Source organism: Gardnerella washingtoni (assembly GCF_049262705.1).
Taxonomy (GTDB): Bacteria; Actinomycetota; Actinomycetes; order Actinomycetales; family Bifidobacteriaceae; genus Bifidobacterium; species Bifidobacterium vaginale_D.
In genome coordinates this window covers 368953-384740 of sequence record NZ_CP058398.1, presented here as the reverse complement: position 1 = coordinate 384740, position 15788 = coordinate 368953, and the positions used below count along the sequence as shown (strand labels likewise).

The window sequence follows — 15788 nt, the reverse complement described above, 5'->3', positions numbered from 1 at the left end:
TCCCTTTTACATGAATAGGATTCCTCGAGCATCATACACGCTTTGAGTGTTCGCGTTACCGCATCTGATAGCACGGTCAAGTGCCATGATGGTGGCTATAGCACCGTCTATTTTCTCGGTTGATTTTTCCTTATCTGCCTTAATGTTCCCGGCAGGATCTGTCCTAATAAATATGTTGTCCATGTTCCAGCGGAGCACTGGATGCCCGGAGTGTGCGATTTTCTGCTCGAGCACAAGCTTCATAAGCTCCTTGGTAGGCGGACTCATATCCTTGAATCCCTGTCCGAACGGAACCACGGTAAACCCCATGTTTTCAAGGTTTTGCACCATTTGCACCGCGCCCCAACGGTCGAAAGCAATCTCACGAATATTGAAACGTTCACCTAAAGTTTCGATGAATTTTTCAATAAACCCATAGTGAACAACGTTTCCTTCCGTAGTCTTAATAAACCCTTGTTTTTCCCACACGTCATACGGCACGTGATCTCGTTTCACGCGCAAACTCAAGGTTTCTTCAGGCACCCAAAAATAAGGTAGGATACGAAACTTATCCGACTCATCTAAAGGCGGAAACACAAGCGAAAAAGCCGTAAGATCAGTAGTACTTGAAAGGTCAAGACCCCCGTAGCAGACCCTGCCCTCGAGTTCTTCCTCATTCACCTGAAAACCGCAAGCATCCCACTTTTCCATCGGCATCCAACGAATAGACTGTTTCACCCACTGGTTAAGACGAAGCTGACGGAAAGCATTCTCTTCACCAGGATTTTGCCGAGCTGACTCGAAAGCAGCCTTAACTTTCTCCATTTGAACCGTCACCCCAAGAGAAGGATTAGCTTTCTTCCACACCTTCGGATCAGTCCAATCATCCGTTTCTTTTGCACCATAAATCACGGGGTAGAAAGTTGGATCAATTTTCCTACCCTCGAGAATATCCACTGCTTTCTGATGCGTCTCATAGCAGATAGAATGTGTATCCGTACCGGCTGTGGTAATCAGAAAATATAGTGGCTGCATGCGAGCATCCCCGGAGCCTTTAGTCATCACGTCAAAAAGTTTACGGTTTGGCTGCGTGTGAAGCTCATCAAACACGACACCGTGAATGTTAAACCCGTGTTTAGAGTAAGCTTCAGCCGACAACACTTGGTAGAAACTGTTAGTTGGTAGGAAAATAATACGTTTTTGCGAAGCTAAAATTTTAACCCTACGATTAAGAGCCGGACACATTCTAACCATGTCCGCGGCCACGTCAAACACGATTGTTGCCTGCTGACGGTCCGCCGCACAACCATAAACTTCCGCTCGCTCCTCATTATCCCCACAGCATAAAAGCAAGGCTACTGCCGCGGCAAGCTCACTTTTACCCATTTTCTTAGGTATCTCAATATAAGCAGTATTAAACTGACGGTAACCATTCGGTTTCACCACGCCAAACAAGTCCCTGATAATCTGTTCCTGCCAGGCTAGGAGCTTAAAAGGCTTACCAGCCCACGTGCCTTTCGTGTGTGTTAAACATTCGATAAAACTCACGGCATAATCCGCAAGCTCTTTACTATAGGTTGAATCTTCTTTTTTAAACTTAGTAACCTCGTATTTTTGCAACTTAAGCTCCTCCTTTCTTTAGGCATAAAAAAAGACGCTTACTTGCGTCCACATCATTTCTTATCTTTCCTACGAGAAACAGGGCCTTAAAAAGCCCTGCTGCTTTTAACTAGACTTAAAGTTTTTAGTTTCTTGCGTCAAGGATCATTTCTAAAGCCTCGTTTGCAAGCTTGCCTGTTGGCATAATATCCCAGCCTCTATCATAGTTTGCGATAACCTTGTTATTGTTTTTCAAAGTAAGCTTGGAAATTCGCCCCTGGTTAATCCCATATTCGCTTGGCTCTTCAAAAACCTTCATACTGTAGCTTACAACCTGATCTTCAACCCTAAGCGTATCTTGTTCCCACATGATTTTTCTCCTTTTTCTGTGTTTTTTGTTAGTACTATATATCACTCTAAAAGCACATAATAGCAAGCCGTAAACGAGAAAAAATCGCGGATAATTCCACGATTTTTCTCCAGCCTTCCAACCCTATGGCTGACTATCCCCCTTTCTTTTAGCTTCTTGCTTGTTGAATCGCTTGATAAGCTTTTTGAATATCCTTGTCCAAGGTTTCAGCATCCGCAAACAGTTCAAACTCCGTATCGTTGAGTTTTCCTCCGCTTACCTTCCAAAGCTCCTCGTGAGCTTTACTGGCGCAGGTTTTTGCTGTTTGTGCAATGTCGAGCATGCTGATAGCCGAACTAATTTTCCCTTCTTCAGCTTTTTTGATTGCGTTTAGCGCGTAGCGTCTGCATGTTTTAACTTCGTTTGTAAGGTTTTGTAAGATTTCTTTTTTCATAAGGTTTCTCCTTTGTTTCTGTGCTTTTTGCTGATACTATATATCACTCTAAAAGCGCGCAATAGCAAGCTTTTAAGCCAAGAAACACCGGGTATTTACACGTTTTTCCCCACCAGTTTTCGCTAATTTTTTTACTCTTAAAAACCGTTAAAATGTTTCTAAAATCATGCTGAAATAATAATCACCCAAAAATCATCTACTACAGTAAAACATGCTTTTACAAAAACCTCGTTCTCTTGCTCTAAATTCGCGAAAATTTCTTCAACCAAAGAGCCTGTAGTACAGTCTTCACTCAACTCGTACGCCTGGTCTTCACTCGCATACAGCATTACGCTCACCCCCGTTTCTAAAAGCGCAGGAGCCTTCTAAACGGGAAAGCATAATTTTCCTGTCTTGTTTAAACTCGTCTCCTATAAACCCGAGTCTAAGAAGGAAACATCTGAAAGCATACTTATCGTTAACTGTCTCACGCTTACTATTATTTACGCGTTTAATTTCCACGCTCATTTTACAAAGACTGTTTATAAACTTCGCATAGGATGCCAAGCCTGGTTGGTTAGCCTGCTCAAACCAAGGAAAAATAAGCTTATCATCTTCTTCCTTAATATTAAGACTGTTCACTCCTAACGCTTTTTTAATAAGATCGCCCTTATTATCAAGTATTTTCTTAAGCTTTACCACATCAGCCTTATCTTTAGGAAACTCAACACTAAAATATTGCGTACCATCACACGCGCAGACTGGAAGACTTATACCATAGTCAGCGTCTAACATGTTTTTTAAATCATCTAAATTTTCTTCACTACTACACGTGACCGTACCATCTTTACTAATGTTGAAAACACCTATCTTGTAAGACATACTTGGAGTTTTTAAGTAAACAGCCTTTACTCCTGTAGAATCCTCTATAGCTTTAATAAGCGGCTGCCTATCTTTTCCTTTTAACCCGTATTTTAATTCCATTTTGCCTCCTTTAGGTTTTTTCGGGTACATATATAAATCACTCTAAAGAAGGTTTTTATCAAGCGGTCGTAAACTATTTTTCATATAAAATACGAGTCTTACTTGTTAGTAAATACTTCAGTAAACGAGTATTCTTTACCGCCTCTTAAAACTTTCACACTCTTATCATTTCCAATCTGCTCAATATAACGTTTCACAATCACGTCACAATATTTCTCGTCAAGCTCGATAGCGTAGCAGATTCTACCAGTCTGCTCGCAGGCTATAAGCGTGCTACCACTTCCAGCAAACGGATCTAACACAAGCGAGTTCGTCATACTCGAGTTTTTAATCGGATACGCTAAAAGAGCTATTGGTTTCATGGTTGGATGATCAGCGTTTTTCTTAGGCTTTTCAAACTCCCAAACTGAAGTTTCTTTCCTACCCGCGTACCACTTGTGTTTACCTTTTTTCTTCCACCCATACAAACATGGTTCATGCTGCCACTGGTAAGGGCTTCTACCCAACACCAGCGACGGTTTCTTCCAAATACAACAACCTGAAAGATAAAACCCCGCGTCCTGGAATGCTTTTCTAAAATTCAATCCCTCCGTGTCAGCATGAAACACGTAGATAGATGCATCATCTGCCATCGCCTGCTCCATGTTCACGAACGAGTTGAAAAGAAACTGGTAAAACTTATCATCCTCCATATTATCGTTTTTGATTTTCCCAGCAGAACCCTCATAGTTCACGTTATAAGGCGGATCAGTAACCACCAGATTCACTTTAGTATTCTCAAGAAGCGTCTTATATGTTTCTAACTTAGTAGCATCACCGCAAATAACACGATGCCTGCCAAGCGTCCATATGTCACCTGTTTTAGAAAAACACGGTTCTTCCAGCTCTTTTTCAACATCAAAATCATCATCACTCACGTCTTTATCAGCATCGAAAATACTGGAAAGCTCCGCCTCGTCAAACCCGAGAAGATCAAGATTAAAATCAGCTCCTTCGAGCTCCGACAACTCGACTGCTAAAAGCTCATTGTCCCAGCCTGCGTTAAGTGAAAGCTTATTATCCGCAATAATATAAGCACGCTTTTGTGTTTCAGTTAAATGATTTTCTTTCACACACGGAACTTTTTTAAGACCCAGTTTTAATGCCGCGGCAAGCCTGCCGTGGCCTGCGAGAATCGTATTATCCTCCGCCACTAGAATTGGGGATAGAAAACCAAACTCGCGAATACTTGCCGCTATCTGAGCTACCTGCGCCTCAGAGTGAGTGCGAGCGTTTCTCACATACGGGATAAGCTCACTTACGTCAGCCAAATAATACTGCATTTCTTTTTCCATAAGCTTTCCTCCCGTTAGAAAAGACCCCAGCAAGCCAGCTTTTCAAAACCACCCACCGAGTCAATATAATCTTTCGCAATTTTCACAATCTGCGCATACGGTTTACCATCAACCATTTCATCCCCGATAGCACAAGAAAACTCAACCACCCGACCGGTCTCCTGCGCTTTCAAAAACGCGTAAATATTAACCGACACATCAGCTTTCGTAAGATCCTTACCATGAAGACCGCCGCCCGTAACAGCATCAGCCATATCTGACCCGAGTTTTCGGTTAACCGCTCCCGTATCCACGCTGATACCACCCGTCCAGTCGCCTAAAGGATTAACAAACGCATTCGGATAGTCTTTCAATAAGTCTTCTCGTTTAGCGTGAGACTGGCAGATGATAAGCTTTTCACCATCAAGAACATACTTGCCGTCATACGGATACTTTTCATAAACCTTTCGAGCAATAGCCGAGAGTTTCTTCTGCTCGCCTGTTAGTGGCATGCCTTTAAAAATCCCGTTATCAGCGCAGCGAACCATACCATCCTGGTTTCGGCTTAAATGCTTATCCTGCGGCACAACCGTAATATCAATCTTTACTTTCCCAGGGCTTAAACGGTGGATAATATTTTTAATATCCTTAAACTTAAACATCACCGTGCTTTCAATAAACACGGCACACTTACCATGCCCGAGCATCACTTCAACAGCAATCTTCGGGTTCTCATCCAGCTTGTAAGCCAGATCAACAATTGCTCCAGCAATACGATCCGCAATCTTGTCCGGGTGACTTGGATTTACTTTTTCTATCATAATTTTTTCTCCTAAATGTTTTTACGTGTAATAAGCAGGCGTTCCATTAAATCGTTTTGAGGTGAAACGCCATCAAACTCAGTCGAACAGTTTTCTTTCACAATTTGGAAAATCTCATTCCAAAGCCTGACCGCCTGATTCATGTAGTTAATACCAATGTTGATAAAAGGCGATGGTATCGGTTTACCCGTGGTTGGATGCTTGGAAAGAAACCCGAGTTTACTGGTTACTTCCTCGCATTGAATCCAACGAGCACAACTCATCGCATACCGTTCAATAAGAGGAGATGGCACTTTACTGCTAACACCAATGTCTTTTAGCCACTTCCATGTTTCAGCGAAAATTTCTTTAGCCTGAAGCTGAGTACCGTCTTTTTGCGTGGCGGATAAAAACTCGTGAGGCTGAGGCATTTCAGCACCTTCAAGCTCCGGAATATCAAGAATGCTTAAAGGCCTGCCACCGGGGTTTCCTTCACTCGCTTTTTCAACAACCGCTTTCTTTTTCCGCCCGGCACCTACGCGTCTGCCGCCACGACCGCCGATATTATTTGATTTTGTAGGCAAACTTTTCGCCTCCTTCCCACGTGAGTTTTAACTATTAAAAAATTTTTGTGTTTGATTTTGCCTATTACCCTTTTGAATACGCTGTTTTTACGCAAAATACCCTGCGCCCGTTCCCCATGGGGTAGGCTCGTAGAGATTTAAACCCCCCTAGGGGGTGGGTTATTTGTTATGCCAGCGATCTCCACGCTTAGCGTGAATTTTAGAATGACAGGATTTGCATAGAGAAATAAGATTATTCCTCTCATGCGTTCCGCCTTCAGCAATCGGTTTAATATGATGAACCTGCTCAACAGGCACAAGCATATGGTTCTTAAAGCAAAGCTCACAGAAAGGATGCTCTCTCACATAAGAATCCCTGACTTTCTGCCATGCTCTGCCGTAACGCTTGTGAGCATCATAAGGACGCTCGTATTTTTCGTAGCGCCGGTTCTCTTGTTTTAAGTGTTTCTCACAAAACCTGCCGTCAGTTAGGTTCGGACAGCCTTGATAAGAACACGGTCTTTTAGGTTTTCTTGGCAAGACTCATCCTCCCTTCGGGAAGCTTACACTTGTGATACAATTGTTAAAATAAAATAGTTTACAGGTAGTTGTTATGAAAAAATGTAAAACCGTAGCAAATATCCTTTGGGCATTAGGCGTTTTCTCATTACTTTTAGTGATTTTAGAAGAAAGAAACATTACGCATTTTCTTCCCATATACTCAGTCCATAAGCCTACAACTACAGAGCAAATTAACCTATCCAATACGCTAACGCTATCCATTTGCTGTATAGGCTATCTTCTTTTAGGCATATCACTAGTTCTTAAAATCGTTACCGCTACATCAACAAAGAAACTGCCTCAAACTAACAAGCCAATATATATAAAGATCATACTTATCTCATTAAAAGTAGTAGCAGTCATTTTCACACTGCTCATAATTGCCTTCTCCTTATTATTTGCTTTCTTTTCCTTCCTAGTTTTAGTTGTTGATTTTAATACTCCGCAATAAGTAACTCAAAATAAGAAGGAGTTCACAGCATTAAAATGCTATGAACTCCTTCTGCCTATAGAAATATGATAATTAGCTTGCCATAAACTCCGCATACATTTGACCTAATATCTTGGCTTCCGTCACCGTAGGCAAAACATCAGTTTTAGCAGCTTGTTTCAAAAGGTCTTTATTTACATTTTTTAACGGGCCAAAATCTATACCATCAGCTAGTTTCTTGAAGGCACTAATGACATTATCTTTAGACGAATTAAATCGTTCTTGATAAAACATCTTGATTCTTTCACGCTTACTATGCTGATATAGCTGTGATATAGATTTTGAAAACCTTGTATCACTATTATCTTTCTTCATGGAAGAAACAATGAGATAGGCATCTGCGTCTGCAACCACGTCATCGTAACCAAATCCTTGTCCATCAGTTTTGCTACCCAAATGCTCCTTTAACCACTCCGATAAATCTTGATCTTTGGCAACCCTCCTATAATTTCCAAACATTTGTAGTAAATCTAACGACCATCCACCTAAATCACCTAAGCTGTAATCACCTTTATTTTCTGGTATTCCCCAGCAAATATAGCCTAAGGCAGTAGCAGCCATATGAGCAATATCTATAGTTGATACTTTGTCCTTAATAGAAGGCTGTTTTGAACATACAGCATGACATACAGACCGAGACTCCATATCGTTTTTGTCGATATTAGGTTCTGGAGTGTAAAGCCTCCACAATCCAAAGTATTTGTCACCCCAATATTCTGGTTTTCGCAGGTATTCAAGAATATATTGGCCAACCGCAAATCGATATGCAATCAATGGGTTAAAAATACCTTCAAACGCTTTCAAACACTCTTTTTCTGTTGTAGTCACCCATTTAATAAATTGAGTTTCGTCTTGCTGATATTTCTGAGATGATAGCACACTATTACAGGCTGGTATTTTCCCATTGTAAGCAACTTTGTCTAAGTCCCATTTACCGCCATATCCTGAGATTTCATGGAATTGATCATAGTTCCAGTTTTTAGGAATTGGGAATCCCAGATTGCCACTAAAACCAGTAGACATATCTGATACGAAACTAGAAACAGACAACCCTACATTAGATATCCTTGTACACACATTACGTGACGCATAAATGCCCACTGAGTAACGAGAATCAATAGTTTCATTAATACCTTTAAAATAAGGAATAATGTTACTATCAATCTGATAATCATAAATATCCATGTCTACCGCAAAATAGATTACTGTTGCTGGTACGCCTTTAGATAATGCTGCTTCACTAGCTTTCTTACCGTGTTCAAGACCTTTTTGATACGTAAAGTCGCTAAGGTTACGACCATTTTCTTGGAAAATAGGGAAATATTTCAAGCCTCCGTCAACAATACGTTTCAGCTCACCTTCACGGATTTCTTTAAACGAGCCACCTGTTAAATAACGTCCAACAATTTCATATCCATCACGTTTAAGAGTATTGAGTAATTCCGAAGTAATTTCAAAACGTGTGTCGCATGCTTTTGCTTTTCTGTCTGGATTGCCTTTACTAGTTAACAATGACATCCACGTGTTAACATCAAGTGCTCCGCTGACTGGAAGCTTATAGTCTTTCTGGAATTTGGTGAGTTGCTCAGCAAAATCATCATCCCAATTCTCATTTTGAAGACAATCATATCTAATACAATTAAGTACAGCTTTTGCTAACCACACCCACTTACCATAGGAAGAAGCGTTTTGCCTGCTAATAGTTTTCAAATTACGTCGTGTACCATGTCCAAAATTGCCCGTGGCATCATCAGGCGAATAACCCTCTAACGACTGTAAAATCTGAATAAGTGCAGTGTTCATTTCTCGACCATACAAGCCGTCACAAGGAATGATACCAGTATAATCCTTATAGGTTCGATTAACAGTTTGTTGAATAATTCTAACAACGCCAGTACCACCGTAACGATTTAGTAAAACAAACTGTTGCATAGAAAGAAGAGCTTTCATTACATCAATTGTGACTGTAGAATCACCACCAATACCCATATCATTCTTCAACTCTTTAACAGCACGCCCCGTTCCACTATAAAAGTGTTGCGTAATATTATTACTTGTCGAATAACCCTTACACCATAAAGCACCCTGAATAATAGAGTAAACATTACTTTTCGACTCATCACTATCATCTTGTTGTTTAACACCGTGCGGATAACGTTCGTTAAATTTCCGTGTTGTATCAGCACCAAAATTATTTGCTGTTGCTGTTATACCAAGCTCAATCTGCAAAGCACGAATAAGCCCATTAATTGTATCCCAACCAGTATTCCCATCAGTAATAACTGAACCAAACCCAGGCTTATCACCATAGGTTTTGTTTAACCATTGCTGTGTTTGCAATACCATCTGATCCATGTTGTGCCCTCCTTTTAGGCATGAAAAAAGCCCTGAAAGATTACTCTTTCAAGGCTTAGTATTTACAGTTTTTGCTAACTATATACTACCATATAGAAGGCTGTAACATCTCGTATCAGAGCGTACCAAACCGTACCATTTTTTCAGATTTGGATTAGATTATCTGGTAAAACTATGTGCTCTAACGCTTTCCCATGCCACCTGATAATCGTCATTCTGCTAGCATGGAGTTCGTTACCAATATCCTCCCACGTCATGTTACTCATGTAGCGGTAGCGTAAAATCATCTGCTCATCCACGCTTTCAAGTTTAGAAATCACATCCAAAATCTGCTCTTTCAAACTGATAAGCATCGTAATCTCCATGTTAATCTTGGCTTCTAAATCCATAACCCTTATAAGAGCTTTCACAAACGGAGCTTCTATACTTCGAGTCGTCTGCACATACTCTCGGTCGTATCTTAATGAAGAAACACTTGTAGCAAGCTCACGCAGTCTTACCACCTCATCCATGTCAGCCTTAATCCGCTTATCAAGAAGATAGGCTTGCCGTAAGTATTCTTTTTTGTTCATTCTTACCTCCATTTTGAGGTAAGTTCTCTCTAGAACCCCTTTCCCTCACTTCGTTAATTGATAGTCTTGCCTTAACCGAATCAATCAAGGCATCCTGCACTTTAGCCTTCATACTTAAAGCCCTCATCACATCCTCATCAATCGTGTTCTTAGTGATAATGTGATGGATTACAACCGTGCCGGTTTGACCCTGACGGTTAAGCCTAGCGTTCGTCTGCTGGTAAAGTTCCAAACTCCAAGTCAGGGAAAACCAGATAAGAGTAGAACCGCCAGCCTGTAGGTTAAGACCATGACCCGCGGAAGCCGGGTGAATCAACGCTACAGGAATCATGCCGGCATTCCAGTCAGCAATATCAGCACTCGTTTTAATCTCACGCACGTTAAAACGTTTCTTAATCCGTTCAAGATCATGCTTAAACCAGTAAGCTACAAGCACCGGTTTACCGTTAGCAGCCTCGATTAAATCCTCTAAAGCATCAAGCTTACGATCATGAATATGAAAGCTTTCTTTTTTCTCGTTATAAACCGCGCCGCCTGCCATTTGAAGAAGCTTATTGGAAAGAGACGCTGCGTTAATCGCATCAATCTCTTTACCCTCCAACAACACCACCATATCCTGTTTCAGCTCATCATAAAGTTTCCGCTCCTTACCGGATAACTCTACTTTCACCTCGTTTATCACACACGCGGGCATTTTCAAATAGTCTTTCGACTTCATCGAAATCGTAATATCAGCTATCTGCTTATAGATTAAACTCTCAGCACCATCTTTAGGCTTATAGGAAAAAATCATGTGCTGGTTACGCTTATCAGGATTAAAAAAGTTCTGCCGATAATACGTAATATAGCGGCCTAGCCTTTGACCCATATCAAGCAGCCTAAACTCAGCCCACAAATCCATTAGCCCGTTAGAAGAAGGAGTTCCTGTAAGACCTACAATCCTTTTAACTTTCGGTCTAGCCTTCAGTAATGCTTTGAAACGTTTCGCCTGATACGATTTAAAACTTGAAAGCTCATCTATCACAACCATGTCGAAATTAAACGGCAGGCCGCTTTTCATTATTAGCCACTCCACGTTTTCACGGTTAATAATATAAACGTGAGCAGGGGTTTTTAGTGCTTGAATCCGCTCCTTCTCAGTGCCCGTCACGACAGAATAAGTCAGGTGTTTTAAATGCTCCCACTTTTCTAACTCTAAAGGCCACGTAGTGTTTGCAACCCTAAGAGGAGCGATAACCAGTGTGCGAGAAACATCGAACGAGTCAAGCATCAGGTCGTTAATCGCTGTAAGACTTATCACACTCTTACCTAAACCGCATTCAAGGAAAACTGCTGACGCTGTGTGTGTGATAATAAAATCAGTCGCATACTTTTGATACTCATGTGGCTCGTATCGCATCAATCACACCTCCAATCTGACTCTTCTCATCAACCACGAAAACCTTAAAACCTAAAGCCTGTAAATCCTTCATCCGTTTCACCTGTAAGACTCTAGGCTTTTTACCTGGTGCTTTAAGCTCGACAAAACCAATCTTTCCGCCGTTAAGTAAAACTAGCCTGTCTGGAAGCCCGTCAACAGAAGGACTCGTAAGCTTTAAACAAAGTCCTCCCATAGCTTTGACTTCACGGACGAGTTTTCGCTCAGTTTCCTTTTCTCGTAAAAAGCCCATCAGATACCTCTTTTGCCATCTCAATGATTTTCTTATCAACTTCGTTTCTAGGCTCATCAGAAACATCGCCATAAAACACGTCAATATAGTGATTGTTTAATTGTGGGTGATCTTTGAACATGTTGTCCTCAGCATGTGAAGATACTTCATCAATCATGTTCATGGCTTTTAACAGTCTGTCTTGATCTTTCGCTAAAAGCACCGGGCTAATATCGACCACTAATTGGTTAATCAGACTCTTAGTAAGTCGCATTGCTGCTCCTGCTTGCTTGTAGGTTTCTACTGTTCTCTCATTTTTGTTAATCATGGTTTATTCCACCTTTCTCAAATCTTATTTTTCATTTATTGGATAGTGTTGTTTCATTCGTTGGTTTTGCCCGTTTACATCAGGCGAATGTTATTTGTGTAGCCATGTATGCTTCAGACCCATCTTTTACTTTTCCCTATATACACTTATATTTCTTTTATTTTTTTTCTCTTATATAAAAAGTAAAGAAAAAGGGTACACTATAATACAAAACCCCTATTTATCAGGCTTTTCTTTCTTGAAAACGTGCATGGTAGCGTGTAGGCAAAGACTATTTTCGTGTATGAAAAAATCCTATAGAACATTTTTCTCTGAACCCGGTTTTTACCATGTAAAAAATTTGCCTACACGCCAATACATTTTTCAGGAAGTATCTTTCAGTTTTACCGTGTTTTCCATCAAAGAAAATCCTCCTGTGCCTGCAAATTAGGATTAATGGAAAGCCCGCACCACTGATAGCCTTTACCCGTCCGCTTTTTGCTATAACCCGCTAACAGTAAAGCCTTAGAAAAATCCCTATCGTTTCTAACATATTCACCGTTAAGGTTTGCCCACTGGCGGTAAGACAAGTAAAGACTCCTACTCATCTCCGTTTCATTCACGCCCTTAATGCAATAATCAGTGATGAAATGACCTATCCAGTCGTTTTCAGCCCGATAAGCGTCCTTAGCCTGCTCTACCACCTTACAAGTAGGGAATTTATAACTGTTTTGGATATAAAGCTTGGCTCCTTCAATCATCCATTGAAGTATTGCCCCACCTGCTTTTTGCAAAAGTTCATCAACATAGTCTGTTTTCGGATTCTTGATTTCTTTCGTAAACGGTGCGACAAAGATTCTCCGCCACGTTCCCTTATCGTTCGAACCGACTTTCGGCAGATGGTTCGTGTAGAGAATAGTTGAGTGGCTTGGTGTAAACGTAAAAGGAGCATAATATTTCCTCTCAGCTGAAATATCATCCACGCTTGCTATCTGTTTCAGCATGGAAATAGAAAGCCTTTGCCCTTCCTCAGTTTCCGAGGCAAGAATAAACCTTTTACCACAAAGCTCCGCTAAATCCACTTTCACGTTTTTAGCCCGAGTGGTTAAAGACTCTGCAGGTATTTTCCCAGCATAATCTCCAAGCACATGTGCTTCCGCATTAAACACGGTCGACTTACCGTTACCGCCTGACCCGTACACTAGCAAAAGCGATTCTTCAAACACTTGACCTATAAGCGTACTACCCGCATGGCTTTGAAGAAATGTTTGAAACTCTTTATCACCTGCGGTAACCATATCAAGAGTTGTCTGCCACAATCCCACGTTGTCCCGTGAAGGGCAAACAGCGGTCATTTTCGTGCAGTACAAACACGGATCATGTGCTTTTAGCTCTCCAGTCTTTAAATCCACGATTCCGCAAGGCGTGTTTAGAATGAAAGCATCACGGTCCAGTTCTTCGTTTGCAACTTCCAGCATGGATTTAGCAAGCTTTAATATCCCGGACACTTTACTGTGATCATTCATCTTCTTAGCAAACGAAAGATACTGTTTTGCCTGATTCACTTCACTCTTTGCTTTATCCGCCTGCTCTTTATCACCTGATGATTCAGCTTGAATGAACTCTTCGTAAGCTGTCTTAAACTCAACACCGGCATTTTTCAAAACCTTTTTAGCAATAAGCATGTAAAGTTTCATAACTTTAAGCTCAGACGCTTCCCACTTCTTGCCCGTCCAGTAAAGCCAGCCGGCAGACATCGTATAAACAGCCTTATTCTTGTTATGTTTGGCAAAAACCTCAGCCATCGCAATATCCGTTAAATCATCAGGCTTATACTCCTCATAGCTTTTGCCATACTCGCTAGGCGGAATATAACCTTCTTGACTTGCTACTTTAAGCCCGAACTTTTTAGCCGAATACCAGATTTTAGATAATTCTGCGTCAGGCAAAGGAGGATTACACCGTTCTGCTTCACTCAAAAACTTCTCATGTGCTTCATCTGTCGCCCCATAACGTTTGATGAGTTTTCCTGCGATATGACTAAGCCTAGAGTTTCTCTGCCCTGATGGTATTTCTTCTGTTTCTGCATCAAATTCACCAAAAGCTTCTTCCGAGAGAAAATCAACGACTGTTTTTTCACCCTCATAAAGTTCTACCAGCGGAGTTTTAACACCGTAGAGAAAACGTGCCGCATCAAGAGCATTACTGTCAAAATACGGGAATACTGATTGAATCCTTGTTTTAAGCTCCACATAAGCTTTAGCATCGCTTACTTCTTCAATTGGAAAATACACGTGAAAACGTGGTCTTGCACACTTCCCATGCTTGTCTTTCATGTGGTTTCTACTATAAGACGCATAAAAGCACACGTTCGGAAACGCTAAAGCAACATCAAAAGGCGTCACCCAGTCTTTACCAACATCAGAATGATCGTTATCACAGTCCATCGGAATACAGGTAGATGAAATGAAATTATCTCTAGACCGATAACTGTTAGTAAACTGTGCTGTGACATGGTCAAAAGAGATAGCCTTATTAAAACTATCTCGATCACAGACTTTTATTTCGCTAGGATACAAGCAGTTACTACTGGTTCCCACACAGGAAGCTGTATAAATTTTGCACTCAAGCATCAACATTCACCCCCTAAATCCTTATCTGTAAAATACTTAATCGGCTGTTTTCGTTTTTCTGCCAGATTGATTTCTACTTGCATGCCGCCTGTGATTTTTTCTCCGAACACCCACAGCTCGTTGCACTTGCCTAAGAGGATAATGTCCATAAACATCGCATCCCCTCTATGCTTTTGATTCTCATCATCCATGAACGGGAAAAGCAGGTGTGGAGTGATAGGGATTGCTCCATGCAAATACGCGTAAGCCGCACACCGGATAGCATGTTGCACGTTTTTCTCCTTATCTCCACGGTAGGGAGCACAAATGTAGACGATAGGCTTAAAATTCGGTGTCGTTTCTAAATGTTTTTTATAAGACTTACTCATCTTTAGCCTCCTGTTCAATCAACGGGTAGATACCGTGTTGTGTCATGAGGTGATAGATGAAAAGCCTGCCTTTCTGAGTCCAATAAGTATGCATTTTTGAGTGTGTAACACCATTAGAATCCTCGTATGTATTTGTGCGAGATTTCGTATATTCCTGATTGGCATACTTTTGATATAAAAGCCAGATATCAGACTGCTTATATTGCACACCGAGTTCATGCAAAAAGTTATTCATCCACTGTGCTGACTTGCCATAATCTTTTGCAATCACACGCATAGAGATTATGTCTTTGCATTTAAGCACAACATCGTAATAGCTGGCTTTTGGCTTAAGCTCAGCTATCTGCTGTTTTTGCACAGCAGTCGTAAGCTCTAACGCTTCTCTTTTAGAACGCTCTTCTTTCAATGCGTTAAAAACAGCGATAGCCATATCAGGATTGTTGATAAGCTCATCTGTCGCATACATGCCGTGCTTACGGATACTTGGAAGAACCTGTGATGTAACCCATCGTTTAAACTGACACGCTTTAGGTAGCTGACTTCTAAGAATAAGACTGTATAAACCAGACTCGTTAATAACATACATTTCTCGGTTCTGACCTGAGTCGGTGAAACACCGAGTCAGCTTATCATCTTCATCTACATGCCTTTTCAGTGCATCAGATGTATCACGATAACCAAGAATCTCAGCCACGTCCTTGCCCACGAAATATGGGATACCATCTACTACTGTTGTGCGAACAGAGCCAAGCTCTACATTCTTAAAAACTTGTAATTCATTCATAAAATTACCTCCTATGATTTTTTCTGAAGGCGGTATTACCTTCTAAATC

Annotated in this window: 18 protein-coding genes; 1 reads left to right on the top strand and 17 read right to left on the bottom strand. The window is 41.0% G+C overall.

From position 1 onward, the window contains the following. Positions 1-6: 6 nt before the first annotated feature. The 9 genes from HXT28_RS01340 to HXT28_RS01300 form a co-directional block, all read right to left on the bottom strand. Positions 7-1599 carry a terminase large subunit gene (locus HXT28_RS01340; RefSeq protein WP_422113536.1) on the bottom strand — a complete coding sequence of 531 codons (1593 nt, stop codon included), beginning with the start codon at positions 1597-1599 and terminating at the stop codon, positions 7-9. A gap of 124 nt (positions 1600-1723) precedes the next feature. Continuing rightward, the gene (locus tag HXT28_RS01335; RefSeq protein WP_065189402.1) at positions 1724-1948 is read right to left on the bottom strand and encodes a DUF7678 domain-containing protein; all 225 of its coding nucleotides are present in this window, start codon (positions 1946-1948) and stop codon (positions 1724-1726) included. A gap of 148 nt (positions 1949-2096) precedes the next feature. Further along, complete coding sequence (locus tag HXT28_RS01330; RefSeq protein WP_065189401.1) at positions 2097-2381, bottom strand: transcriptional regulator; 285 nt, start codon at positions 2379-2381, stop codon at positions 2097-2099. 164 nt (positions 2382-2545) lie between these two features. Next, entirely contained in the window at positions 2546-2710 is a 165-nt protein-coding gene (locus HXT28_RS01325) for a hypothetical protein (protein ID WP_180946780.1), read from the bottom strand. Next, on the bottom strand, positions 2694-3344 hold the full coding sequence (locus HXT28_RS01320) for a virulence protein (protein ID WP_065189400.1): 651 nt from the start codon (positions 3342-3344) through the stop codon (positions 2694-2696). Before HXT28_RS01320 ends, HXT28_RS01325 begins: the two co-directional genes overlap by 17 nt. A gap of 98 nt (positions 3345-3442) precedes the next feature. Then, complete coding sequence (locus tag HXT28_RS01315; protein WP_421781530.1) at positions 3443-4678, bottom strand: site-specific DNA-methyltransferase; 1236 nt, start codon at positions 4676-4678, stop codon at positions 3443-3445. Between the two features lie 14 nt (positions 4679-4692). After that, a complete protein-coding gene (locus HXT28_RS01310) occupies positions 4693-5478 on the bottom strand; it encodes an S-adenosylmethionine synthetase N-terminal domain-containing protein (RefSeq protein ID WP_103014062.1) in 786 nt (261 codons plus the stop codon). A gap of 11 nt (positions 5479-5489) precedes the next feature. Beyond that, on the bottom strand, positions 5490-6041 hold the full coding sequence (locus tag HXT28_RS01305; protein WP_192382088.1) for a P27 family phage terminase small subunit: 552 nt from the start codon (positions 6039-6041) through the stop codon (positions 5490-5492). A 159-nt stretch (positions 6042-6200) separates the two neighbouring features. Beyond that, positions 6201-6560 (bottom strand): HNH endonuclease, encoded by a 360-nt coding sequence (locus tag HXT28_RS01300; RefSeq protein ID WP_033888731.1) that lies wholly within the window; start codon positions 6558-6560, stop codon positions 6201-6203. A gap of 73 nt (positions 6561-6633) precedes the next feature. On the opposite strand from HXT28_RS01300, the gene HXT28_RS01295 reads away from it, so the two are divergent. Continuing rightward, positions 6634-7032, top strand: a complete 399-nt coding sequence (locus HXT28_RS01295) for a hypothetical protein (protein WP_032842297.1) — start codon at positions 6634-6636, stop codon at positions 7030-7032. A gap of 72 nt (positions 7033-7104) precedes the next feature. Here the strand turns inward: HXT28_RS01295 and HXT28_RS01290 are convergent, their stop codons facing one another. The 8 genes from HXT28_RS01290 to HXT28_RS01255 form a co-directional block, all read right to left on the bottom strand. Then, on the bottom strand, positions 7105-9426 hold the full coding sequence (locus HXT28_RS01290) for a glycoside hydrolase domain-containing protein (protein ID WP_421779292.1): 2322 nt from the start codon (positions 9424-9426) through the stop codon (positions 7105-7107). A gap of 143 nt (positions 9427-9569) precedes the next feature. Continuing rightward, a complete protein-coding gene (locus HXT28_RS01285) occupies positions 9570-9998 on the bottom strand; it encodes a sigma factor-like helix-turn-helix DNA-binding protein (RefSeq protein ID WP_422113682.1) in 429 nt (142 codons plus the stop codon). Next, complete coding sequence (locus HXT28_RS01280) at positions 9958-11397, bottom strand: SNF2-related protein (RefSeq protein WP_422113535.1); 1440 nt, start codon at positions 11395-11397, stop codon at positions 9958-9960. The genes HXT28_RS01285 and HXT28_RS01280 overlap by 41 nt, the downstream gene beginning before the upstream one ends. Beyond that, positions 11378-11668, bottom strand: coding sequence for a VRR-NUC domain-containing protein (locus HXT28_RS01275; protein ID WP_422113534.1), 291 nt, complete (start codon positions 11666-11668; stop codon positions 11378-11380). The genes HXT28_RS01280 and HXT28_RS01275 overlap by 20 nt, the downstream gene beginning before the upstream one ends. Continuing rightward, positions 11640-11975 carry a hypothetical protein gene (locus HXT28_RS01270; RefSeq protein WP_422113533.1) on the bottom strand — a complete coding sequence of 112 codons (336 nt, stop codon included), beginning with the start codon at positions 11973-11975 and terminating at the stop codon, positions 11640-11642. The genes HXT28_RS01275 and HXT28_RS01270 overlap by 29 nt, the downstream gene beginning before the upstream one ends. Positions 11976-12373: 398 nt before the next feature. Continuing rightward, entirely contained in the window at positions 12374-14593 is a 2220-nt protein-coding gene (locus tag HXT28_RS01265; RefSeq protein WP_422113532.1) for a phage/plasmid primase, P4 family, read from the bottom strand. Next, positions 14587-14955: a DUF4406 domain-containing protein gene (locus HXT28_RS01260; protein WP_065189429.1), complete on the bottom strand. Its 369-nt coding sequence runs from the start codon at positions 14953-14955 to the stop codon at positions 14587-14589. Before HXT28_RS01260 ends, HXT28_RS01265 begins: the two co-directional genes overlap by 7 nt. Continuing rightward, on the bottom strand, positions 14948-15739 hold the full coding sequence (locus HXT28_RS01255) for a phage antirepressor (RefSeq protein WP_065189430.1): 792 nt from the start codon (positions 15737-15739) through the stop codon (positions 14948-14950). Before HXT28_RS01255 ends, HXT28_RS01260 begins: the two co-directional genes overlap by 8 nt. Between the last annotated feature and the right edge of the window lie 49 nt (positions 15740-15788).

Coding starts and splice junctions, on each gene's coding strand:
- HXT28_RS01335 (WP_065189402.1), bottom strand. CDS start 1,948: ATGTGGGAACAAGATACGCTTAGGGTTGAAGATCAGGTTGTAAGCTAC.
- HXT28_RS01330 (WP_065189401.1), bottom strand. CDS start 2,381: ATGAAAAAAGAAATCTTACAAAACCTTACAAACGAAGTTAAAACATGC.
- HXT28_RS01325 (WP_180946780.1), bottom strand. CDS start 2,710: ATGCTGTATGCGAGTGAAGACCAGGCGTACGAGTTGAGTGAAGACTGT.
- HXT28_RS01320 (WP_065189400.1), bottom strand. CDS start 3,344: ATGGAATTAAAATACGGGTTAAAAGGAAAAGATAGGCAGCCGCTTATT.
- HXT28_RS01315 (WP_421781530.1), bottom strand. CDS start 4,678: ATGGAAAAAGAAATGCAGTATTATTTGGCTGACGTAAGTGAGCTTATC.
- HXT28_RS01310 (WP_103014062.1), bottom strand. CDS start 5,478: ATGATAGAAAAAGTAAATCCAAGTCACCCGGACAAGATTGCGGATCGT.
- HXT28_RS01295 (WP_032842297.1), top strand. CDS start 6,634: ATGAAAAAATGTAAAACCGTAGCAAATATCCTTTGGGCATTAGGCGTT.
- HXT28_RS01290 (WP_421779292.1), bottom strand. CDS start 9,426: ATGGATCAGATGGTATTGCAAACACAGCAATGGTTAAACAAAACCTAT.
- HXT28_RS01285 (WP_422113682.1), bottom strand. CDS start 9,998: ATGAACAAAAAAGAATACTTACGGCAAGCCTATCTTCTTGATAAGCGG.
- HXT28_RS01280 (WP_422113535.1), bottom strand. CDS start 11,397: ATGCGATACGAGCCACATGAGTATCAAAAGTATGCGACTGATTTTATT.
- HXT28_RS01275 (WP_422113534.1), bottom strand. CDS start 11,668: ATGGGCTTTTTACGAGAAAAGGAAACTGAGCGAAAACTCGTCCGTGAA.
- HXT28_RS01270 (WP_422113533.1), bottom strand. CDS start 11,975: ATGATTAACAAAAATGAGAGAACAGTAGAAACCTACAAGCAAGCAGGA.
- HXT28_RS01265 (WP_422113532.1), bottom strand. CDS start 14,593: ATGTTGATGCTTGAGTGCAAAATTTATACAGCTTCCTGTGTGGGAACC.
- HXT28_RS01260 (WP_065189429.1), bottom strand. CDS start 14,955: ATGAGTAAGTCTTATAAAAAACATTTAGAAACGACACCGAATTTTAAG.
- HXT28_RS01255 (WP_065189430.1), bottom strand. CDS start 15,739: ATGAATGAATTACAAGTTTTTAAGAATGTAGAGCTTGGCTCTGTTCGC.